Source organism: Comamonas sp. GW821-FHT11H03 (assembly GCF_058807955.1).
In genome coordinates this window covers 634,581-656,644 of sequence record NZ_JBXARF010000002.1, presented here as the reverse complement: position 1 = coordinate 656,644, position 22,064 = coordinate 634,581, and the positions used below count along the sequence as shown (strand labels likewise).

General features: G+C 61.2%; 22 protein-coding genes. 7 read left to right on the top strand and 15 right to left on the bottom strand.

Annotated elements, in window-relative coordinates:
* Positions 1–26 precede the first annotated feature (26 nt).
* The 9 genes from AC1RTQ_RS07440 to AC1RTQ_RS07400 all read right to left on the bottom strand — a co-directional run bounded on the left by AC1RTQ_RS07440 (position 27) and on the right by AC1RTQ_RS07400 (position 9,826).
* On the bottom strand, positions 27–380 hold the full coding sequence (locus AC1RTQ_RS07440) for a recombinase family protein (protein ID WP_492874863.1): 354 nt from the start codon (positions 378–380) through the stop codon (positions 27–29).
* Positions 377–1,804, bottom strand: a complete 1,428-nt coding sequence (locus tag AC1RTQ_RS07435) for a short-chain fatty acid transporter (protein WP_492874862.1) — start codon at positions 1,802–1,804, stop codon at positions 377–379. The genes AC1RTQ_RS07440 and AC1RTQ_RS07435 overlap by 4 nt, the downstream gene beginning before the upstream one ends.
* Positions 1,805–2,056: 252 nt before the next feature.
* Positions 2,057–2,311 carry a molybdopterin converting factor subunit 1 gene (gene moaD / locus AC1RTQ_RS07430; RefSeq protein ID WP_302091955.1) on the bottom strand — a complete coding sequence of 85 codons (255 nt, stop codon included), beginning with the start codon at positions 2,309–2,311 and terminating at the stop codon, positions 2,057–2,059.
* 11 nt (positions 2,312–2,322) lie between these two features.
* Complete coding sequence (locus AC1RTQ_RS07425; protein ID WP_492874861.1) at positions 2,323–3,579, bottom strand: molybdopterin molybdotransferase MoeA; 1,257 nt, start codon at positions 3,577–3,579, stop codon at positions 2,323–2,325.
* A gap of 14 nt (positions 3,580–3,593) precedes the next feature.
* Positions 3,594–4,136, bottom strand: coding sequence for a molybdopterin-guanine dinucleotide biosynthesis protein B (gene mobB / locus AC1RTQ_RS07420; protein WP_409814375.1), 543 nt, complete (start codon positions 4,134–4,136; stop codon positions 3,594–3,596).
* Between the two features lie 128 nt (positions 4,137–4,264).
* Positions 4,265–5,689, bottom strand: a complete 1,425-nt coding sequence (gene thrC / locus AC1RTQ_RS07415) for a threonine synthase (RefSeq protein ID WP_492874860.1) — start codon at positions 5,687–5,689, stop codon at positions 4,265–4,267.
* A gap of 156 nt (positions 5,690–5,845) precedes the next feature.
* Positions 5,846–7,042 carry a hypothetical protein gene (locus AC1RTQ_RS07410; RefSeq protein WP_492874859.1) on the bottom strand — a complete coding sequence of 399 codons (1,197 nt, stop codon included), beginning with the start codon at positions 7,040–7,042 and terminating at the stop codon, positions 5,846–5,848.
* A gap of 91 nt (positions 7,043–7,133) precedes the next feature.
* Entirely contained in the window at positions 7,134–8,468 is a 1,335-nt protein-coding gene (locus tag AC1RTQ_RS07405; RefSeq protein ID WP_492874858.1) for a homoserine dehydrogenase, read from the bottom strand.
* A 68-nt stretch (positions 8,469–8,536) separates the two neighbouring features.
* Complete coding sequence (locus tag AC1RTQ_RS07400; protein WP_304349623.1) at positions 8,537–9,826, bottom strand: pyridoxal phosphate-dependent aminotransferase; 1,290 nt, start codon at positions 9,824–9,826, stop codon at positions 8,537–8,539.
* Positions 9,827–9,992: 166 nt separating this feature from the next.
* On the opposite strand from AC1RTQ_RS07400, the gene AC1RTQ_RS07395 reads away from it, so the two are divergent.
* The 4 genes from AC1RTQ_RS07395 to AC1RTQ_RS07380 all read left to right on the top strand — a co-directional run bounded on the left by AC1RTQ_RS07395 (position 9,993) and on the right by AC1RTQ_RS07380 (position 13,381).
* A complete protein-coding gene (locus AC1RTQ_RS07395; protein WP_302093129.1) occupies positions 9,993–10,361 on the top strand; it encodes an Mth938-like domain-containing protein in 369 nt (122 codons plus the stop codon).
* Positions 10,362–10,500: 139 nt separating this feature from the next.
* Entirely contained in the window at positions 10,501–10,989 is a 489-nt protein-coding gene (locus AC1RTQ_RS07390) for a peroxiredoxin (protein WP_304349624.1), read from the top strand.
* Between the two features lie 223 nt (positions 10,990–11,212).
* Positions 11,213–12,976: a PhoH family protein gene (locus AC1RTQ_RS07385; protein WP_492874857.1), complete on the top strand. Its 1,764-nt coding sequence runs from the start codon at positions 11,213–11,215 to the stop codon at positions 12,974–12,976.
* Entirely contained in the window at positions 12,977–13,381 is a 405-nt protein-coding gene (locus AC1RTQ_RS07380; protein ID WP_492874856.1) for a hypothetical protein, read from the top strand.
* Between the two features lie 159 nt (positions 13,382–13,540).
* Here AC1RTQ_RS07380 and dnaB read toward each other — a convergent pair whose 3' ends face one another.
* From dnaB to rpsF, 5 genes are all read right to left on the bottom strand, one after another.
* The gene (dnaB, locus tag AC1RTQ_RS07375) at positions 13,541–14,974 is read right to left on the bottom strand and encodes a replicative DNA helicase (protein WP_302091964.1); all 1,434 of its coding nucleotides are present in this window, start codon (positions 14,972–14,974) and stop codon (positions 13,541–13,543) included.
* A 150-nt stretch (positions 14,975–15,124) separates the two neighbouring features.
* Complete coding sequence (gene rplI, locus AC1RTQ_RS07370) at positions 15,125–15,577, bottom strand: 50S ribosomal protein L9 (RefSeq protein ID WP_003057918.1); 453 nt, start codon at positions 15,575–15,577, stop codon at positions 15,125–15,127.
* Positions 15,578–15,588: 11 nt separating this feature from the next.
* Positions 15,589–15,870, bottom strand: coding sequence for a 30S ribosomal protein S18 (rpsR, locus tag AC1RTQ_RS07365; protein ID WP_003057920.1), 282 nt, complete (start codon positions 15,868–15,870; stop codon positions 15,589–15,591).
* Positions 15,871–15,888: 18 nt separating this feature from the next.
* Positions 15,889–16,179 carry a primosomal replication protein N gene (priB, locus tag AC1RTQ_RS07360; RefSeq protein WP_302091965.1) on the bottom strand — a complete coding sequence of 97 codons (291 nt, stop codon included), beginning with the start codon at positions 16,177–16,179 and terminating at the stop codon, positions 15,889–15,891.
* Positions 16,180–16,199: 20 nt separating this feature from the next.
* On the bottom strand, positions 16,200–16,562 hold the full coding sequence (gene rpsF / locus AC1RTQ_RS07355) for a 30S ribosomal protein S6 (protein WP_003057922.1): 363 nt from the start codon (positions 16,560–16,562) through the stop codon (positions 16,200–16,202).
* A 314-nt stretch (positions 16,563–16,876) separates the two neighbouring features.
* Between rpsF and grpE the strand changes: the two genes are divergently transcribed.
* The 3 genes from grpE (at position 16,877) to dnaJ (ending at position 20,713) form a co-directional block, all read left to right on the top strand.
* A complete protein-coding gene (grpE, locus tag AC1RTQ_RS07350) occupies positions 16,877–17,422 on the top strand; it encodes a nucleotide exchange factor GrpE (RefSeq protein ID WP_302091966.1) in 546 nt (181 codons plus the stop codon).
* 122 nt (positions 17,423–17,544) lie between these two features.
* Positions 17,545–19,479, top strand: coding sequence for a molecular chaperone DnaK (dnaK, locus tag AC1RTQ_RS07345; protein WP_492874855.1), 1,935 nt, complete (start codon positions 17,545–17,547; stop codon positions 19,477–19,479).
* Between the two features lie 100 nt (positions 19,480–19,579).
* Positions 19,580–20,713 (top strand): molecular chaperone DnaJ, encoded by a 1,134-nt coding sequence (dnaJ, locus tag AC1RTQ_RS07340; RefSeq protein ID WP_003076586.1) that lies wholly within the window; start codon positions 19,580–19,582, stop codon positions 20,711–20,713.
* Between the two features lie 63 nt (positions 20,714–20,776).
* On the opposite strand, the gene AC1RTQ_RS07335 is transcribed toward dnaJ, so the two are convergent.
* On the bottom strand, positions 20,777–22,060 hold the full coding sequence (locus tag AC1RTQ_RS07335; RefSeq protein WP_492874854.1) for a tetratricopeptide repeat protein: 1,284 nt from the start codon (positions 22,058–22,060) through the stop codon (positions 20,777–20,779).
* Between the last annotated feature and the right edge of the window lie 4 nt (positions 22,061–22,064).

Below are 22,064 nucleotides of genomic sequence, written 5' to 3'. Positions count from 1 at the left end.
CGGCTTTTGGGGTCGGCATCACGGCCTCAGGCCCGGATCGGCTCCGCAGCCTTCCAGTCCGCATAGCGGTTCAGAATGCGCTGCACCTGACCATGGGTCCACTCGCCGCCCTTGGCGGCCGCAATGCCCCGTGCATTGAGTTCGGCCGCCATGGCGCGGTGGGTCAGACCTTGCTGCTGCAATTCGGCGAACAGCGCTTCGTGCTGCCTGGCAAAGGCATCGGCCGCCGATTTGCGTTTTTCCACCGTGGCGCGGATATTGGCCGCACCGGCCGTGCCCAGCTTGACTCCGCGCTCGCGCGCTTCAGCCAGAGCCTTGCGGGTGCGGGCACTGATCTCGGGGTTGACTTCGGGAGTGGACAAATCGGCGGTTTCGATCATGGCATTACAGGAGGGATATAGCTCAGAGTCTGACCCAGGAACCATAGCAGGAACAGCACCAACGGTGTGTGAACCAGCAATTGCACAAAGCTGAAACCGATCAGGTCGCGCGCCTTGAGGCCCAGCACGCCCAACAGCGGCAGCATGTAGAAGGGGTTGATCAGATTGGGCAGTGCTTCGGCTGCGTTGTAGATCTGTACCGCCCAACCCAGGTGGTAGTGCAGTTCATTGGCCACCTGCATCACATAGGGCGCTTCGATGATCCACTTGCCACCGCCCGAGGGCAGGAAAAAGCCCAGCACGGCCGAGTAAGTGCCCATCAGCAGCGCATAGGTGTCATGTGTGGCGAAGTGAGTGAAAAAGGTGGAGATATGGTGGGCAATCGAGGCACCATCGGCGCCCTTCACCTCCGTCATGATGGCGGCGATGGCGCCATACAGCGGGAACTGGATCAGCACGCCCGTGGTGGTGGGTACGGCGCGGGCCACCGCATCCAGAAAGCTGCGCGGACGCCAGTGCAGCAATGCACCTGCCATCAGAAAAATCAGGTTGTAGGTGTTCAGACCCGAGATCGCCTGGATGAAGGGCTTGCTGGAGAACTCCTCCACCATCCAACCCACGGTCAGTGCCACCAGCATGATGATGAGAATGGGGCTGTATTCCAGCCACTCGCCGGGACGGCTGGGCCTGGCCACAGCCTTCACGGCTTCGGCCTTGATATCGACTTCGCACTGGGCTGCATCACGCGCCGCCTTGTCACTGGGCGCCGTCACATAGGCCACGACGATGGAGACCAGCATCAGCACGGCCAGCATCACGCCTGACTGCCACATGAAGATCGTCTGTGTGAAAGGAATCACACCCGTGATCGCCAGAATGCCCGCAGGCAGGCTGGCTGCATTGGCTTGCAGTTGTGCAGCCGACGAAGAAATGCCCAGCGCCCACACAGCCCCCAGGCCCAGATAGGCGGCAGCGCCGGCGGCGCGGTAATCCATCCTGATATCGCTGCGTCGAGCCAGTGCCTTGACCAGCAGGCCGCCGAACACCAGGCTCAGGCCCCAATTCAGCAACGATGCCGTCATGGATACGAATGCCACCCAGGCCACGGCCTGACGACCTGTCTTTGGCACTCGCGCCAGCGTCTCGATCAGGCGCGAGGCCGGAGCCGAGCTGGCCACCACATAACCGCCAATCACCACAAAAGCCATTTGCATGGTGAAGGGGATCAGACTCCAGAAGCCTTTGCCAAAGGCCTTGCTGGTTTCCTGCGCGGGCACGCCGATCGCAAACGCGGCCAGCACCACGATGAAGATGCCGACCACGGCAAACACCCAGGAATCCGGGAACCACTTCTCCGCCCAGCTGGCGCAGCGCATGGCAAAGCGCGCAGAGCGGGTCTCCTCCATATTGACTTGAGTTGTCATGAGTAAGTGCTTTCTGTCTTTCTTGTAGAAAGCGCGGATTCTCCAAAATGAATCTCGTCAGATTCATGAAAACAGACCCAGGAAAACCCTAGTAAGCAATCTCACGTTCAAAGCTGGCACCTGGAAACCGGCAAACAGCAAAAAGGCCTGTGCATGCGGTTTGCACAGGCCTTTTGTGGGCTTCGGGCTTCGGGCTTCGGGCTTCGGGCTTCCAGAGCCCGTTCGACAGGCTCACAAGCGCTCAGAGACTCATCAGCCCCCGGTCACCGGTGGAAAAAACGCCACTTCGTCGCCATTGCTGAGCACGGCATCGGCATCACAGATATCCTGGTTCAGCGCCATGCGCACGGCCTTGCCGGCAGCCAGCACCTGGGCAGCCGCATCGCTGCGGCTCATCAGTTGCTCGCGCAATGCTCCCACGGTGGCAGCCGGGGTCTGCAGGCTTTCGCTGCCCGTACCCAAGGCTTCCCGGATAGAGGCGAAATATCGAATCGTAACGGTCTTCATCTCCAACTCCATCAGGCCATGAGTTCGGCAAACGGGATAAAGCGCACGCTGTCTCCCATGGCAATCGTGGTGCCGGCAGGGTTGTCCACCACGCCGTCGCCCCAGGCCGTGGAAGTCAGCACGCCCGAGCTCTGGTTTCTGAACAGCTCCAGCCCGCCACGCTCGTTGTAGCGCACCCGCAGAAACTCTCTGCGCTTGTCGCCCTTTGGCCACTCGAAATCGGCGCGCGCATCGATGGCACGCGGCAGCACATGCTGCACGCCTTGCAGACGCAGCAAAAAGGGGCGCACCAGCACCTGGAAGGTGACAAAGCTGGAGACCGGATTGCCCGGCAGGCCGATGAAGTGTGCAAAGCCCGTGCCGGACTCGCGATTGACGCGGCCATACGCAAAAGGCTTGCCGGGCTTGATGTTGATCTGCCAGAGATCCAGCTGCCCCAACTCCTGCACCGCAGGCTTGATATGGTCTTCCTCGCCCACGGAGACGCCGCCGCTGGTGACGATCACATCGTGGTCCATGGCGGCATCGGCCAACGCTGCAATCGTGGCCTCGCGGTCGTCGGGCACTATGCCCAGATCCGTCACCTCGCAGCCCATGCGCAACAGCAATGCACGCAGGAAGAAGCGGTTGCTGTTGTAGATGCTGCCCGCTGGCATGTCCTGCGGTGCCACGGTGCCGGGCATGACCAGTTCATCGCCGGTGGAGAACAGGGCCACTCGCGGCTTGCGTGTCACCTGCAGGCTGGCGAAACCCATGCTGGCAGCCAGACCAAGGTGGGCCGGCGTGAGGCGGGTGCCGCCCTCGATCACGGTCGCTCCCTGCGTAATGTCCTCGCCCGCGCGGCGAATCCACTGGCCGAGCCGTGGCTCGACCTTGATGCGCACGCGGCCGTCCTCGAGCAATTCGCAGTCCTCCTGCATGACGATGGCATCGGCCCCGGCAGGCACGGGCGCGCCCGTGAAAATCCGGGCGACGGTGCCAGCGGTCAGCGCCTCGGGCGAGGTGCCGGCAGGGATGCGCTGCGACACCGGCAGTACCGCCGTGCCGCCCGCACATTCGGCGGCGCGCACGGCATAGCCGTCCATGGCCGAATTGTCCTGGGGCGGCACTTGCAGCGGCGAGACGGCGGCCTGCAGCAACACGCGGCCATCGGCATCAAAGGTGTCCACCATCTGCGCGCCGGCCTGAGGCCGGGCATGGGCCAGCAGCTCCTGCAGGGCTTCATCCAGAGGTTTGAGCGGCTTGCGAGGCGTCTGTGGTGCTTGCATTGCTGTGTCTTTCCTTAGTTCTTGTATTGCAGAGAATCCGAATGAGCCAGCAGCCATTGCAGCACAAGCTGTGGCTGGTTCAGATCCAGCACGGGCTGCAGAGGCGCTTGCGGCAGGTCATGGGCAGCGTCGGTGGCCACGGCCAGCACCCGAGGGTCATGCGGAAACAGAGGCTCCAGGCTTTTGCCTCTATTGAGCCTGTCCTGCTGCCGCCGCCAGACCTCTATCTTGGGCAACTCGCCATGCTTGAAGCCTTCAACCAGCACCCAGTCCACGCTGGGGTCCAGCTGCGCCAGCATATGGTGCACGCTCAGCGGTGCAGGCTGCTCGTATTCGCGCATCAGCGCCAGGCGCCTATCGGAGGCGAGCAGCACTTCATAAGCGCCAGCCTTGCGATGACGCCAGCTGTCCTTGCCCTCTTGGTCAACATCAAAGTCATGGTGGGCATGCTTGATGACCGAGACCCTGAGGCCGCGCTGCTTCATCAGCATCACCAGCGCCTCGACCAGGCCGGTCTTGCCCGCGCCCGAATATCCGGCAAAGCCTATGACCTTCATCTTGATTTCAATATGTTTTTGATAGCTACCAATGCTCTACGGGAAAGTGCAGAACACCAATTTTATTCAAAGAAAAAAGCACCTGTCGCCAAGCCACAGGTGCTTTTCAAGCTTAGCGCCGCAGGACTTTATCTGCAGTTTGCGGCGATAAAGGCCTTGACCTTGTCCACGTCGGAAGCCATGACGACCACGCGCTTGGGCAGGTCTTCGATGCCGTTGAACTTGACGGGACGGTCGGGCTGGCGGCCCAGCGCCTCTTCGATCGTCGCGGCAAACTTGATGGGCAAAGCGGTTTCCAGCACCAGCATGGGCTCGGCGCCCAGATGCTCGCGCGCCACCTTCACACCGTCGGCGGTATGGGTGTCGATCATCTGATCAAAGCGCTCGAAGGTGTCCTTGATGGTGGCCAGTCGGTCGGCGTGGGTGCTCTTGCCGCTCACAAAACCGTACTTGCCGGCCGCATCCTTGAAGGCGGGGTCTGTGCTCAGATCGAACTTGCCCGCCTTGGCCACGCCTTCAGCGAACAGTTGTTTGGTGCGCACGCCGTCGCGCCCAACCAGGTCGAACACAAAGCGCTCGAAATTGCTGGCCTTGGAGATGTCCATCGAGGGGCTCGATGTCTCGTAGGTGTTGGCCGAGCCTCGCACCTGGTAGATGCCGGTGCGGAAGAACTCGTCCAGCACATCGTTTTCGTTGGTGGCAACCACCAGCTTGGCAATCGGCAGCCCCATCTGGCGCGCCACATGGCCTGCGCAGATATTGCCGAAGTTGCCGGAAGGCACGGTGAAGCTCACCTGCTGGTCATTGGAGCGGGTGGCTTGCAGATAGCCGGCAAAGTAGTAGACCACCTGGGCCAGCAGACGCGCCCAGTTGATGGAGTTGACAGTACCAATCTTGTACTGGGCCTTGAAGGCGTGGTCGTTGGAGACGGCCTTGACGATGTCCTGGCAGTCGTCGAACACGCCTTCGATGGCGATGTTGTGGATGTTCTCGTCCTGCAGGCTGAACATCTGCGCCTGCTGGAAGGGGCTCATGCGGCCGTGGGGGCTGGTCATGAAGACGCGTACGCCCTTTTTGCCGCGCATGGCGTACTCGGCCGCGCTGCCGGTGTCCCCGCTGGTGGCACCCAGGATATTCAGTTCCTCGTTGCGGCGGGCCAGTTCGTACTCGAACAGATTGCCCAGCAGTTGCATGGCCATGTCCTTGAAGGCCAGCGTGGGGCCGTTGGACAGGGCTTCGATGTGCAGCACGCCGTCCAGCTGGCGCACGGGCACGATGGCGTCGCTGCCAAAGACTTCCTTGGTATAGGTCTTCACACACAGGGCGCGCAGATCTTCGGCGGGAATGTCGTCGATATAGAGCGACAGAATCTCGAAGGCCAGGGCCGCATAGCCCTGGGTGGCCAGCGTCTCGCGCAGCTGAGTCAGCTTGGCGTCGTCGATCTGGGGGTACTCGACGGGCAGATACAGGCCACCATCGGGAGCCAGACCGGCCAGCAAAATATCGCAAAAACGCTTGCGGTCAGCATGGCCGCGGGTGGACAGATACAGCATCTCAAACTCGCCAAAAACTAAAATTCGGAACGGGCAGCCAAACGGGCAGAAGTCATGCCGCCAAGCTGACCATTATCGGTCAGCAAGCCCGATCTGACTGCGCGTGAATGCAGAGACCGGCCAACGCCATTGCCTCATATCGCGCTGAACGGGGACTCAGGGCTGGAAATAGCGCTGCGCCCCAGGCTTGATATAGGGCTTCAGCTCCTTGAACGGGACACTGACGCCGCTGCCCAGGCACGCTCCCATGGCATGACCTATGCCGGAGATCACAAAACTCATCTTGTCGGGCTTGTCGAACATCAGCGCCATGTACTGAGGCAGGAGCTCGGTGCACTCCTTGTCATCCTCGGAATACCGGCTCACTGCCTTGCTCAGAAAACGCGACAGCCGATCACCGTATTCCAGCGTGTACTCGCCATATTTCACGTCCTTGAGCAGGCGGGTGAAGTCCATATAGCCACCCCGCAGCAAATCCAGCACAAAGGGGTCGTAATGATTGTTGGGGTGCGCGCCGCCGCAACCGGTTGAACCGGACTCCACCACACTCATCAAGGCGCTTGAGAGGTACGTCAGCTTGATCGACTCGTTATTGAAGTCCCCCAGTGAGCCTGCCGCCGGGCCCGCGTTCTGGTAGATCGAGCCCACACAGGCCAGCGCCTCCAGGCTCATGCCCCAGTGGCGCTGCTCCAGAACGGTATTGGTCTGCGCCAGAATTTGGGTATTCGGATGACGCGTGAGGCGCGGATACCAGAACTGGGTACGCGCATCGCGCACCGGCCTCCAGGCCAGAGTGGGGCTGACCACCACTTCCTTGCCCTGCTCCAGCTTTTGCTCGGCGACTTTCAGATAGTCGTAGGGCGTGGCCTGTGCCGAGATGGCAACGCCCGATGCAATACCGCTGCCCGCACCTTGCACAATCGCCAACGTCACGGCCTCCACACCGAATGGCGCTATCTTTTCAGGGTCGTACTGCGCAATATGGGTAAGGGCTAGCGGCAGTTTTTTGCCATGAATATCATCCACCCATTCACCTGCCAAAGCAGTGCCTTGCTGGCGCAGCTGCCAAACGATGCGGCGCTGTTGGGAGTCGGTCAACACGGGAGGCTCGCCACCGCTTTCACGCGCCCAGTCGTTATTCAAAGGACGTGCCTCAGACAGCGCATTCAGCGCGCCCCGGAGCGGAATATCCACTCCATGCCGCAGATAGAAATAGCGCCCCTGGCGTTCACCATCCTCACCTGGCTTGCCCAGCTCCATCACCACCGCCGAGCCGCCCAGCGTGCCACGATAGACGTCGACGGGCGCCGCTTGCGCACCCGCTGCCACCAAAAGCAAAAAGGCTGGCGCCATAGGGCGCCAGCCTTTGAAGGAGTTTGCAATACCGACACCGCACGGAACAGGGAATAAACCGGTTTGAGTGCGACGGTACATGCTCAAGTCCTTAGTTCAGCTCTTCCTTGCGGATGCGGGTGATGGGAGCCAGCACCGTGGGCAGACCCTGGATTTCGACCAGGGCCTTGTCCATATCCCCTTCACGCGTGTCGTGCGTGAGGATGATCAGGTCGGTCTGGGTCGAGCCTTCACCGCCCACTTCGTCGGCTTCGCGCTGCAGCACTGCATCGATGCTGATGCCGGCACCTGCCAGCAAGCCGGTGATCTTGGCAAGCACTCCGGCTTCATCGGCCACGCGGATGCGCAGGTAGTAGCTGGTCACGACCTCGGCCATGGGCAGCACGGGCAGCACGTTGCCGGCGGCAGCCAGGGTGCTGCTCTGGAAGGCCAGGGCAGGTACGCGGTGGGCAGGGTCGGAGCCGTCCATGCGGGCGATATCCACCAGGTCAGCCACCACGGCGGAAGCGGTGGGCTCGGACCCGGCACCCTTGCCGTAGTACAGCGTGGTGCCCACGGCATCGCCGTTCACCACCACGGCGTTCATCGCGCCTTCCACATTGGCAATCAGACGCTTGGAAGGCACCAGCGAGGGGTGCACGCGCAGCTCGATGCCCTTGTCCGTGCGCTTGGTGATGCCCAGCAGCTTGATGCGGTAGCCCAGCTGTTCGGCGTAACGGATATCGGCACCTGCCAGCTTGGTGATGCCTTCCACATAGGCCTTGTCGAACTGCACGGGAATGCCGAAGGCAATCGCGCTCATCAGCGTGGCCTTGTGGGCTGCATCCACACCCTCGATGTCGAAGGTGGGGTCGGCTTCGGCATAGCCCAGACGCTGCGCTTCCTTGAGCACCACGTCGAAGTCCAGGCCCTTGTCCCGCATTTCGGACAGGATGAAGTTGGTCGTGCCGTTGATGATGCCGGCCACCCACTGGATGGAGTTGGCGGTCAGGCCTTCGCGCAAGGCCTTGATGATGGGAATGCCACCGGCCACGGCGGCTTCATAAGCCACCATCACGCCCTTCTCGGACGCTGCCTTGAAGATTTCCGTGCCGTGCACGGCCAGCAGGGCCTTGTTGGCGGTCACCACATGCTTGCCGGCCGCGATGGCTTCCAGCACCAGGGCCTTGGCAATGCCGTAGCCGCCGATCAGCTCGACCACCACATCGATATCGGGGTTGGCGATGACTTCACGTGCATCGCCGACCACCTTGACCTTGTCACCCACCACGCTCCTGGCGCGTTCGGTATCCAAGTCGGCGACCATGGTAATTTCAATGCCACGACCCGCACGACGGCGAATCTCGTCTTGATTGCGTTCCAGCACATTGAAAGTACCGCTGCCTACGGTGCCAATGCCCAACAGGCCTACTTGGATGGGTTTCATAAGTTCTAAGGTCAAAAAAGCGCTGAAGCGCTTGAAAATCAAGCGCCATCAGCTATCAAAAAGATGTGTTACGCGGCTTTCTCAGCCTTGGCAGGCTTGAGTGCCTTTTCGGCCGGCACGGCCTTGGGCTTGTCCGTGCCATGGCGCTTGCGGTACTTCTCGAGGAAGGCGGCCAGCCGGTTGATGGCCTCGCGCAGATCGGCCTCATGCGGCAGGAAGACGATGCGGAAGTGATCAGGCTCAGGCCAGTTGAAGCCCGTGCCCTGCACCAGCATGACCTTGGTTTCCTGCAGCACTTCCAGGAAGAATTCCTGGTCGTCCTGGATAGGGTAGACGGCCGGATCGAGGCGCGGGAACATGTACAGCGCCCCCTGGGGCTTGACGCAGCTCACGCCGGGAATGGCGTTGATCAGCTCCCAGGCCAGATCGCGCTGCACGCGCAGGCGTCCGCCCTCCTGCACCAGAGCATCGATGCTCTGGTGACCGCCCAGTGCCGTCTGCACGGCCCATTGGCCGGGCACATTGGCGCACAGGCGCATATTGGAGAGCATGTTCAGGCCCTCGATGTAATCCTTGGCGGGCTTCTTGTCGCCCGAGATCACCATCCATCCGGCACGGTAGCCGCAGGAGCGGTAGGCCTTGGAGAGGGAATTGAAGGTGATGGTCAGCACATCGATGGACAGGCTGCCCAGCGGCGTGTGCTTGGCATCCTCGTACAGCACCTTGTCATAGACCTCATCCGCGAAGATGACCAGTCCATGCTCGCGCGCCAGCTCCACGATCTGCAGCAGCAGCTCCCTGGAGTACAGCGCACCCGTGGGGTTGTTGGGGTTGATGACGACAATGCCCTTGGTGCGCGGCGTGATCTTGGCGCGGATGTCGGCCATATTGGGCATCCAGCCATTGGACTCGTCGCACATGTAATGCACGGGCGTACCGCCAGACAGGCTGGTGGCAGCCGTCCACAGCGGATAGTCGGGCGCAGGCAGCAGCATCTCGTCGCCGTTGTCCAGCAACGCATTGGTGGCAAGGCTGATCAGCTCCGAAGCACCGTTGCCCAGATAGATATCGTCCAGCGTCACGCCCCTGATGCCCTGGCGCTGGGTTTCGTGCATCACGGCCTTGCGCGCCGCGAAGATGCCCTTGCTGTCGGAGTAACCGGCCGAGTTGGGCAGGTTGCGGATCATGTCCTGCTGCACTTCCTCGGGTGCATCGAAGCCGAACACGGCCAGATTGCCGATATTGAGCTTGATGATCTTCTGGCCGTCGTCCTCCATCTTCTTCGCCGCGTCCATGATCGGCCCGCGGATGTCGTAACAGACGTTTGCTAACTTGGCGGATTTTTGAACGGTTTTCATGCGAATCAATACAAAAGGATTTCAGGCACGCCAGGGCGCATTAAGTGCCATGGTGAAACCTATAATTTAAGCACAGTTCCGCGCTGCAGCAATGTCCCCACCCTCTCTGTATGGAGACAGCAGCCATCGCACCCGTCCAGCGCGCCGATTGCGCACACTCTCCATCATGAAATTTCAGGCAGACAAATCCGATGCGCAAACCATCACCGGCTATGGCCCGGGCTGGATCGCCGTTGACAAGCAAAACCATGAAACCAGTCTGCTGGTAGGCACCCGCGGCCTGCTGACCGAGTGGAACTGCACCCGTTTCGAAGACCTGACGGCCGAGCATTTCGAGGAGCTTGCCAAGCTGGATGCGGAAGTCGTCCTCTTTGGCAGCGGCAGCAAGAACCGCTTTCCACCCGCAGCCTGGCTCAGGCCGCTGATCGCCAAACGCATTGGCCTGGAGAGCATGGACACCGCATCGGCCTGCCGCACCTATAACGTTCTGGCCAGCGAAGGCCGCAACGTGGTCGCAGCCCTGCTGATAGCATAGCCTTGTAAGCTTACATTGAGAGAAATACGTATTTCAGGGTAAAATCGCAGGTTGCGGTTGGGGGCAATCGATTGATAAAAACAAAAATACCACCGACGCCCTCGGCATTTCAACGAACACACCCGAGAGATACAAGCGCATGGCGATCGTTGTCAACAAACCACTTCCAGAATTTGAAGCCAATGCCACCGGCGGCGTCAAGGTGTCCAACACCTCGCACAACGGCCAGATTCTGATCCTGTATTTCTACCCCAAGGACAACACGCCGGGTTGTACCACGGAAGCAATGCAATTCCGCGATAAGTACAAGGATTTCGTGAAGGCTGGCGCCACCGTGTTTGGTGTGTCGCGCGACAACATGAACTCGCACAACGACTTCAAGGAAAAGCTGGAACTGCCCTTCGAGCTGATCGCTGATACCGAAGAAAAGATGTGCCACATGTTCGGCGTGGTCAAGAACAAGATCATGTATGGCAAGAAGGTCAAGGGCATCGAGCGCTCCACCTTCCTGATCGGCTCCGACGGCATCCTGATGCAGGAATGGCGCGGCCTGAAGGTGCCCGGCCATGTGGACGAAGTTCTCAAGGCCGTCAAGAGCCTGAAGACTCAAGACAAGAAAGTGGCCTGAGCCACTGCCTGAGACAGAAAACCTTGCATTCATCTACACGCAAAGTATTTCAAAGTCTTTAAACAAGGCAAAACAGGAAATACTGCATTCAGGCCCTCGCAGCCTATGCATAATGGGGCATGCCTCAGTGCTACGCAGTATTCTCTGTTCACCCCACCAAAGCCGCCTCGGTTTCCAGGCGGCTTTGTGCTTTTTGAATCTTGTTGAGAACGGTTCGTCCACTATGCCCCTGCCCCCCGCACCCGGCCACCGCGCCGCAAAGCTCTCCGCAGAAGCCTTTTCGTCCATCCGCAAGACTGCCAGGCAGACTGCAGAGCTTGACGAGGATCTGAACCCCTCCAACGGAGTCGCCCTGAATGCGACTCCAGAGACCGCACCTGCGGCCACCAGGCCGCGCCGCAGCACCATCAAGCCGCGCAAGACTGCCACAACGACTGCCGCTGCTGCACCCACGACCGCAGCATCGGCTGGCGCAGCTTCGACTGGCGCAGCATCGGCTGCCTCCGCAAAGACAGGGCCCGCTGCCGCAGCACCCGCCAAACCCGCCGACGCGGCTGCCAAGCCTGCCCGCCGCGCCCGCAATACGCGCACCGGCCCGACCACGCTGTTCGTGCTGGACACCAATGTGCTGCTGCACGACCCCAGCAGCCTGTTCCGCTTCGAAGAGCACGACATCTTCCTGCCCATGGTGGTGCTGGAAGAGCTGGACAACCACAAAAAGGGCATGACCGAAGTGGCGCGCAACGGCCGCCAGGTCAGCCGCACGCTGGACTCCCTGGTTGCCTCCCAGCCCGCCGACGGTCTGGAAAAAGGCCTGCCGCTCAATGCCACGGGTCAGCGCAGTGCCACCGGCACGCTGTACTTCCAGACCAATACCCTGGATGCATCCCTGCCCGAGAGCCTGCCTCAGGGCAAGGCCGACAACCAGATTCTGGGCGTGGTCGCCGCCTTGCGCGAGCAGCACAAGGACCGCGAAGTGGTGCTGGTGTCCAAGGACATCAATATGCGCGTCAAGGCGCGCGCGCTGGGCCTGGCCGCCGAGGACTACCAGAACGACAAGGTGCTGGAAGATGGCGATCTGCTGTACTCGGGCGCGCTGGCCCTGCCCCACGACTTCTGGGCCAAGGCCGGCAAGAATGTGGAGAGCTGGCAGGAAGGCGCGATCACCTACTACCGCGTCAGCGGCGTTATCGTCGACCAGCTGATGATCAACCAGTTCGTCTACTACGAAGCGCCGGGCGAGCCCAGCCTCTACATGCGCGTGACCGAGATCCGCGACAAGACGGCCGTGCTCAAGACACTGCGCGACTTCGGCAATCCCAAGAATGCCGTCTGGGGCGTTTCCACACGCAATCGCGAGCAGAACTTCGCGATGAACCTGCTGGTCAACCCCGAAGTCGACTTTGTCACGCTGACGGGCACGGCCGGCACCGGCAAGACCTTGCTGGCCCTGGCCGCCGGCCTGGCCCAGGTGCTGGACGAGCGCCGCTACACCGAGATCATCATGACCCGCGCCACGGTGAGCGTGGGCGAGGATATCGGCTTCCTGCCCGGCACCGAAGAGGAAAAAATGGGCCCCTGGATGGGCGCACTGGACGACAACCTGGAGTTCCTGGCCAAGGGCGATGGCGGCAATGCCGGTGAATGGGGGCGCGCCGCCACCAATGAGCTGATCCGCAGCCGCATCAAGATCAAGAGCATGAACTTCATGCGCGGTCGCACCTTCCTGAACAAGTACGTCATCATCGACGAGGCCCAGAACCTGACACCCAAGCAGATGAAGACCCTGATCACCCGTGCCGGCCCCGGCACCAAGATCATCTGCATGGGCAATCTGGCCCAGATCGATACGCCCTATCTGACCGAAGGCAGCTCGGGCCTGACCTATGTGGTGGACCGCTTCAAGGGCTGGCCCCACAGCGGCCACATCACCCTGGCGCGCGGCGAACGCTCGCGCCTGGCGGACTTCGCCAGCGAGGTGCTGTAAGTGGCCAGCTGGATCGCGGCGCTCAAGCTCGTGCCCTGGGGCGAGGTCATCAAGGCCACGCCCCAGGTGGTGAAGGCCGCCCAGGGCATGCTCAAGAAGAAAGAGGCCCAGGCCGAGGCGCGCGAGCAGGACGCCAGCGCGCAAAGCGCTGCGCAGCGCATTTCGCCGCCGGCCTCCGCAGGCGAGCAGGCGCTGCTGCTGATCCAGCAGCAGGAAGAGCGCATCGCCCAGCTGGAGCAGTCGCAGCGCCAGTCGCTGGAGATCATCGAGAAGCTGGCCCAGCAAAATGCCCAGATCGTCGCGACCGTGGGCGCGCTGCGCACAGGTGCGCAGCGCCTGGCCTGGGCCTGCGGCGTGCTGGGACTGTGCGTGATCGGTCTTGGCTTCTACCTGCTCAGCCGCTAGCGCCTGCGTCACTCAAAAACAAAGCCCGCAAGGTCTGTGCCTTGCGGGCTTTTCTTATGTCCACATTCAATTTGATAGCTTTCAGCGCCCGGTATTCATAGAGTTCAGATTCATATAGTTCTGAAATCAATACACTACAGGCGCTAACAGCTATGATTTTTAGTATTCGTCCGTGCCATAGCCCTGAGCCAGATTCTCGAAACGCGTCTGGTTCTTCTGGAAGAAGAGCTTCACCGTCCCTGTCGGCCCGTTACGCTGCTTGCCGATGATGACTTCGGCAATATTGGGCTCCTTGCTCTCTTTGTTGTAGTAGTCATCCCGGTAGATGAACATGATGATGTCCGCATCCTGCTCGATGGCGCCCGATTCACGCAGGTCGGACATCATGGGGCGCTTGTCGGTACGCTGCTCCACCGAGCGATTGAGCTGGGACAGCGCAATCACCGGGCATTGCAGCTCCTTGGCCAGCATCTTCAAGCCCCGCGAGATTTCGCCCAGCTCGGTGGCACGGTTGTCGGAACTGGCGGCAGATCCCGATCCGCTCATCAGCTGCAGGTAGTCGACCACGATCAGGCCCAACTTGCCGCACTGGCGCGCCAGGCGACGCGCATTGGCACGCAGCTCGGTCGGGGACAGGCCCGGGGTTTCGTCGATATGCAGCGACACCGTGCGCAATCGCTCGATGGCCTCGGTCAGGCGCGGCCACTCGTCGTCGCTGAGCTTGCCGGTACGCAGATTGCCCTGGTTGACGCGGCCGATGGAGCCGACGATACGAACCGCCAGCTGGGCAGCGCCCATTTCCATGGAGAAGATGGCAACCGGCAAGCCCTCATTGAGCGCCACATGTTCGGCAATATTCACAGCAAACGAGGTCTTGCCCATGGAGGGACGCGCCGCCAGCACCACCATGTCGCCGGCCTGCAGGCCCGAGGTCATGCGATCCAGGTCGACAAAGCCCGTGGGCACGCCGGTCACATCCATGGGGTTGTCGGCCATCTCCTGGACCCGGTCCAGCAGATCCACCACCAGCGTGTCCAGCGACTGGAAGCCCTGCTTGTTGCGCGCGCCCTCCTCGCCGATCGCCATGATCTTCTGCTCGGCCTCGTCGAGGATGCGCTCCACGGTCTTGCCCTGCGGATTGAAGGCGTTGGTCGCAATGTCGTCGCTGGCCGTCACCAGTTTGCGCAAGATGGCGCGCTCACGCACGATTTCCGCATAGCGGCGGATATTGCTGGCACTGGGCACATACTGCGCCAGCTGGTTCAGGTACATCAGGCCGCCGATTTCCTCGGCCTTGCCCATGCCTTGCAGGTGCTCGTAGACCGTGATCACGTCGGCCGGCTTGCTGGCGTTGATCAGCTTGCCGATGGCTTCGTAGATCAGCTTGTGCTCGTGTCGATAGAAGTCGCCGTCGCCAAGCAGGTCACCAACACGCTCCCAGGCATTGTTGTCCAGCAGCAGACCGCCGAGCACCGAAGATTCCGACTCCATGGAGTGCGGCGGCACACGCAGTTGCGCCACCTGCTGGTCTGCAGGCGGGACCGGGGCGAATGCATCATCTTGCAGATCAAGCGGGGGCATTACTGACGACATGAGACTCCTAGAGACAAGTCCTCCATCGTAGCGGGAGGCGGTGGCGACGTCACGGCGGGTGACTATAAAAACGCTGGCGAGACAAACAATTACCAGAAAACAAAAAACCGCCCGAAGGCGGCTTTTTGCCAATTCAGAACAAAGCCTGAATTAGGAGTGGTCGCCGTACACGGAGACGGCCACTTCTGCAGCCACGTCGGTGTGCAGAGCCACCACCACAGTGGCGTCGCCAACGGTCTTGATGGGGCCGTTGGGCATGCGCACTTGCGACTTGTTCACTGCGAAACCGGCCTTGACCAGTTCTTCAGCGATGTCGGCGTTGGTGATGGAGCCGAACAGACGACCGTCAACGCCAGCCTTCTGAGTGATCTTCACATTGGCGCCGTTGAGCTTTTCGCTCAGTTCTTGAGCGGCAGCCAGCTTCTCGGCAGCAGCCTTTTCCAGCTCAGCGCGCTTGGCTTCGAATTCAGCCTTGGCAGCAGCTGTTGCACGACGTGCAGCGCCGGAGGGGATCAGGAAGTTACGAGCGTAACCGTCCTTGACCTTGACGATATCGCCCAGGTTACCCAGGTTCACAACCTTTTCGAGCAGAATAATTTGCATTGTCGTGCTCCTTAGATCTTGTGCTGGTCAGAGTAGGGCAGCATAGCCAGGAAGCGAGCGCGCTTGATGGCTGTGTTCAGCTGACGCTGATAGATGGCGCGCGTGCCGGTCAGGCGTGCGGGCACAATCTTGCCGTTTTCGGCGATGAAGTCACGCAGGGTGTCGACATCCTTGTAGTCGATTTCTTCGACGCCGGCGACTGTGAAGCGGCAGAAACGCTTGCGCTTGAACAGCAGCGACTGGGTGTTGCGCTTAGGACGCTTGTCCTTGTTGAATTTCTTGAACGTGGCCATTGCTGGACCTCTTGAAAATTAATTTTGTTGAATATCCTGAATGTGTAAAACCAGCATCTTGCTATTGCGCGGCGTGGCCAGAAAACCTTGAAAGGTCCATTGACTACCGGGTGCTTGGCGGGCCAGCTTTTCAGCCAGGGCGCCAAAGGCAACAGCCTTGACAGATGCATTCACGTTGCGCGCACTGCCCTGCTCTTGTTGCTGCGAACTGTGTTCAATTCGCAAATCCAGGGCCGGCAATCCGGCGGGCGTGTAGCGCAAAGCAGCTTGCTCTGCGAGAAGGCCCGTCAATACAACGCGGTTTTCCACTCCTTCAGTGTCTGATGCTGTTAAGCGTGCTCGGCCTGGTTGGCCTTGCGGGCTTCTTCGCGCTCAACGCTCTTCATCATGGCGGAAGCAGCTGTATCAGCCTTCTTCTTCTGCACAGTCAGGTGACGCAGCACGGCATCATTGAACTTGAAGGCGTGTTCCAGTTCAGCCATCACAGCCTGGTCGGCTTCGATGTTCAGGCACAGGTAGTGAGCCTTAGCGAGCTTGTTGATCATGTAAGCCAGCTGACGACGGCCCCAATCTTCTTCGCGGTGCACCTTGCCGCCACCAGCAGCAATCATGCCCTTGTAGCGCTCCAGCATCGCGGGAACTTGTTCGCTTTGATCCGGATGGATCAACAAAATGATTTCGTAATGACGCATAACGACTCCTTTTGGGTAAACGCCGCCCACTGCGTCTGTAGCGGTGCGGCAAGGCAAAACGTTAGATTCTAGCCGAGTGGCAGACTATCTGTACACTCTGGGGCCTATAAACCTGCGATTACCATTGGTCAATCAAGGCGAGAGGTCCTGAAATCACAAGCACTTACTCTCCTGGAATGCTCCGCAAATCCTGCAGGCTCACCTCAGCTACTGCGCCCGCCGCCCTTTGTTGGGCGACACGGGTCTTGAAATAGACCTGCCAGGGCGCATCTGGCAGACAGATTGTCTTAAGTTTTGAGAAACCTTCACCACCTATGACCGAGAACCACAACCCCAACACCATCAACGACGCCAGCCCCGAGGAACTGGAGGCGGCACTGGCAGCCAATGCGTCGGACGAACTGGGTCGTCTGCAGGCCGAGCTGGAAGAACTCAAGGCCAAGAGCGCCGATCTGGCCGACCAATACCTGCGCGCCAAGGCCGATGCCGAAAACATGCGCCGCCGCGCCGAAGAAGAGGTTGCCAAGGCGCGCAAGTTCGGCATCGAGAGCTTTGCCGAAAGCCTGCTGCCCGTGATCGACAGCCTGAACGCGGCCCTGTCCATCCAGAACGCCACGCCCGAGCAGCTGCGCGAAGGCTCGGATGCCACCCTGCGCCAGCTGACTTCGGCCCTGGAGCGCAACAAGGTCCTTGCCATCGACCCCGCTGCGGGCGAGAAGTTCGACCCTCACCACCACCAGGCCATCTCCATGGTTCCCGCCGACCAGCCCGCCAACACCGTGGTTGCCGTGCTGCAAAAGGGGTATGTGATCGCCGACCGCATCCTGCGTCCCGCGCTGGTGACCGTGGCCCAGGGCTGAACCCGCAAGACATCAGAAAACCCACCGTCAGGGCAAAAATTGTGAGTGACGGCTCTTGAAGCCGGCCACTACGCCCACAAGTGACGAATCAAGCAAACATTCAACAGATTACGGAGAGAATTATGGGAAAAATCATCGGTATTGACCTGGGCACCACCAACAGCTGCGTCGCCATCATGGAGGGTAACAACACCCGCGTGATCGAGAACAGCGAAGGCGCCCGCACCACCCCCTCTATCGTTGCCTATCAAGAAGACGGCGAAATCCTGGTCGGCGCATCCGCCAAGCGCCAGGCCGTCACCAACCCCAAGAACACCATCTACGCTGCCAAGCGCCTGATCGGCCGCAAGTTTGCCGAAGCCGAGGTGCAAAAGGACATCGACCTGATGCCCTTCCAGATCGTCAAGGCCGACAACGGCGACGCCTGGGTGCAAGTGCGCGACCAGAAGCTGGCTCCTCCCCAGATCAGCGCCGAAGTGCTGCGCAAGATGAAGAAGACCGCCGAGGACTTCCTGGGCGAAGCCGTGACCGAAGCCGTCATCACCGTGCCCGCCTACTTCAACGACGCACAGCGCCAGGCCACCAAGGACGCTGGCCGCATCGCTGGTCTGGAAGTCAAGCGCATCATCAACGAACCTACCGCTGCGGCCCTGGCCTTCGGCCTGGACAAGGTGGGCAAGGGCGACCGCAAGGTGGCCGTGTATGACCTGGGTGGCGGCACTTTCGACGTCTCCATCATCGAAATCGCCGACGTGGACGGCGAAAAGCAGTTCGAAGTGCTGTCGACCAACGGCGACACCTTCCTGGGCGGCGAAGACTTCGACCAGCGCATCATCAACTACATCATCGACGAGTTCAAGAAGGAACAAGGCGTCGACCTGTCCAAGGACGTGCTGGCCCTGCAGCGCCTGAAGGAAGCTGCTGAAAAGGCCAAGATCGAGCTGTCGAACTCCGCACAGACCGACATCAACCTGCCCTACATCACCGCCGATGCCACAGGCCCCAAGCACCTGAACATCAAGCTGACCCGCGCCAAGCTGGAAAGCCTTGTGGACGATCTGATCGAGCGCACGATTGCGCCTTGCCGCACCGCCATCAAGGATGCGGGCATCTCGGTCTCCGACATCCACGACGTGATCCTGGTCGGCGGCATGAGCCGCATGCCCAAGGTGCAGGAAAAGGTCAAGGAATTCTTCGGCAAGGAACCCCGCAAGGATGTGAACCCCGACGAAGCCGTGGCCGTGGGCGCTGCCGTGCAGGGCCAGGTGCTGGGTGGCGAGCGCTCCGACGTGCTGCTGCTGGACGTGACTCCCCTGTCTCTGGGTATCGAGACCCTGGGCGGCGTCATGACCAAGATGATCAGCAAGAACACGACCATCCCCACCAAGTTCGCGCAGACCTTCTCCACGGCTGAAGACAACCAGCCTGCCGTGACCATCAAGGTGTTCCAGGGCGAGCGCGAGATCGCCAGCGCCAACAAGATGCTGGGCGAGTTCAACCTGGAAGGCATCCCGCCCGCATCGCGTGGCACGCCCCAGATTGAAGTGACCTTCGACATCGACGCCAACGGCATCTTGAACGTGTCGGCCAAGGACAAGGCCTCCGGCAAGGAAAACAAGATCACCATCAAGGCGAACTCTGGCCTGTCGGAAGAAGAAATCCAGAACATGGTCAAGGATGCTGAGCTGAACGCAGCCGACGACAAGAAGAAGCTGGAGCTGGTGACTGCCAAGAACCAGGGCGAAGCCGCTGTTCACAGCGTCAACAAGAGCCTGGCCGAGCATGGCGGCAAGCTCGATGCCGCCGAAAAGAGCGCCATCGAAACCGCCGTCAAGGAGCTGGAAGAAGCGCTCAAGGGCGATGACAAGGACGCCATCGACGCCAAGACCACGGCCCTGATGACGGCCAGCCAGAAGCTGGGCGAGAAGATGTACGCCGACGCACAGGCCGCAGGCGGTGCCGAAGCTGCCGCTGCAGCCTCTGCCGGTGCCAGCGCATCGGCTGCCGCTGACGACAACGTGGTTGACGCCGAAGTCAAGGAAGTCAAGAAGGACTAAGCGCGGGCAGGTCCTGGCCTCAAACCATTGACCGCTTGCCGCCGCGCCGGGCTCCCAGGAGCTGGCGCGGCGTTCCTGTTCCATCCGACCGAAAACTCACATGTCCAAACGTGACTACTATGAAGTTCTGGGCGTTGCCAAAAGCGCCTCGGACGATGACATCAAGAAGGCCTATCGCAAGCTGGCGATGAAGTTCCACCCTGACCGCAATCAGGGCGACAAGGCCAAGGAAGCCGAGGAAAAGTTCAAGGAGGTCAAAGAGGCCTACGAGATGCTTTCCGATAGCCAGAAACGCGCGGCCTACGACCAGTATGGCCATGCCGGCGTGGACCCCAATCGCGGCATGGGCGGCGGCGAGGGCTTTGGTGGCTTTGCCGAGGCCTTTGGCGACATCTTTGGCGATATGTTCAACGGCGGCGGCGGCCGCGGCGGTCGCGGCGGCCGCCAGGTCTACCGCGGCAACGACCTCAGCTATTCCATGGAAATCACCCTGGAAGAGGCTGCCAAGGGCAAGGATGCCCAGATCCGCATTCCGAGCTGGGACAGCTGCGACACCTGCAGCGGCAGCGGCGCCAAGCCCGGCACCAGCACCAAGACCTGCACCACCTGCAACGGCATGGGCACGGTGCAGATGCGCCAGGGCTTTTTCAGCGTGCAGCAGACCTGCCCGCACTGCCGCGGCACGGGAAAGATCATCCCCGAGCCCTGCACATCCTGCGGCGGCCAGGGCAAGGTCAAGCGCCAGAAGACGCTGGAAGTGAAGATTCCAGCCGGCATCGACGACGGCATGCGTATCCGCTCGGCCGGCAATGGCGAGCCCGGCACCAATGGCGGCCCGGCAGGCGACCTCTATATCGAGATTCGCGTCAAGGACCATGACATCTTCGAGCGCGACGGCGACGATCTGCACTGCAACGTGCCCGTGAGCTTCATCACCGCCGCCCTGGGTGGCGAAATCGAAGTACCCACACTGCAAGGCAAGGCTGCGATCGACATTCCCGAAGGCACGCAAGCCGGCAAGCAGTTCCGCCTGCGCGGCAAGGGCATCAAGGGCATTCGCTCCAGCTACCCCGGCGATCTGTACTGCCACATCGTGGTGGAGACTCCGGTCAAGCTCACCGAGTACCAGCGCAAGCTGCTCAAGGACCTGGACGAGTCGCTCAAGAAAGGTGGCTCCAAGCATTCGCCCAGCGGCGAAAGCTGGACGGACCGCCTGAAGAGCTTCTTCAGCTAGGCCCCTGCACCCCACAAAAAGCCCATCAGCACTACCTGATGGGCTTTTTTCGTGGCGCACCCATCACTCCTTGCCGGGCTTCCAGTTGCGCACCTCGCGCTGCACCTTCAGCCGCTCTGCGGCGCTCAATGCCTGCTCCGCCGCCAGCATGCGGCTTTGCAGCGAGGGATCCTTGGCATGAGCGATAGTCAGCCAGAAATAGGCCTTGCCCATGTCTTTTTGGACCCCCTGACCGCTGACATACATGGCTGCCAGATTCGACTGCGCCAGTGTGTAGCCCTGCTTGGCTGCGCGATCGAACCAGCGCGCCGCCTGACCTGCATCCTGCGGCACACCCTGGCCGTTGGCATACAGAAAACCCAGAGACGACTGAGCCGCCGCATTGCCCTGGCCGGCGGACTTTTCCAGCCACCGCGCCGCGCGCGTCAGATCCTGCGGCACCAGCGCACCTACGGCATAGATCATGCCGGTGTTGTACTGGGCGTCGGCATGGCCTTTGTCGGCCGCCTGCTCGAACCACTGCAAGGCGGCCCGACCGTCCTCCTTGACGCCCCGGCCGCTGGAGAGCATCACCCCCAGGCTGTACTGACCTGCAGCCTCGCCGCTTTTGGCCGAACGCTCGAACCATTGCACAGCCTGTGCATCATCGGCCGCCACGCCGCGCCCCTCGGCATACATCAGACCCAGATTGTTCTGGGCGATGCCGTCGCCCTGCTCTGCCGCCTTGCGGTACCAGTTCACGGCCTGCGCCTCGTCCAGAGCCACACCCCGCCCATTGGCGTAGAGCACTCCCAGATCGGATTGCGCAGGGGCATAGCCCTGCTCGGCCGACTGGCGATACCAGTGCACGGCCTGTGCCAGGTCCTGGTTCACACCTTTGCCAAAACGGTAGCGCGAGCCCAGCAGATACTGGGCCTTGGCGTCGCCCGTCTGTGCTGCTGCACGCACGGCGGCCAGCTCCTTGACATCTTCGGCCTGGTTGTTCCTGGCCTCCGGCGTCCAATGCTCACGGCCCAGCGGCGCGGCCGCTGCCGCACCTGCTGCCGCAGCACCAGCGACCGCTGCATTGCGGCCGGCGCGCCCTTTTTTACCGGCCTTGCCGGCGGACTTTGCCGATGAAGATTTGGCAGCACCTGCAGTCGTGCTCTTGGTGGACTTGGATGATTTGGCTGGTGCGGCCGCACTGGATTTGGCCGGGGTCTTGCCTTTGGCCACAGCTGGCAAGGCAGTGCCGCCCAGCGCCAGCGCAGCTGCCAGCAGGCAGACCTGACCCCAGCAACGGCTGCGGTGCAAGAGGGGCGCCCCCGAAGCCATAGCTGGCAACTCGGAAGGCTCACTGTCAGACATCGGA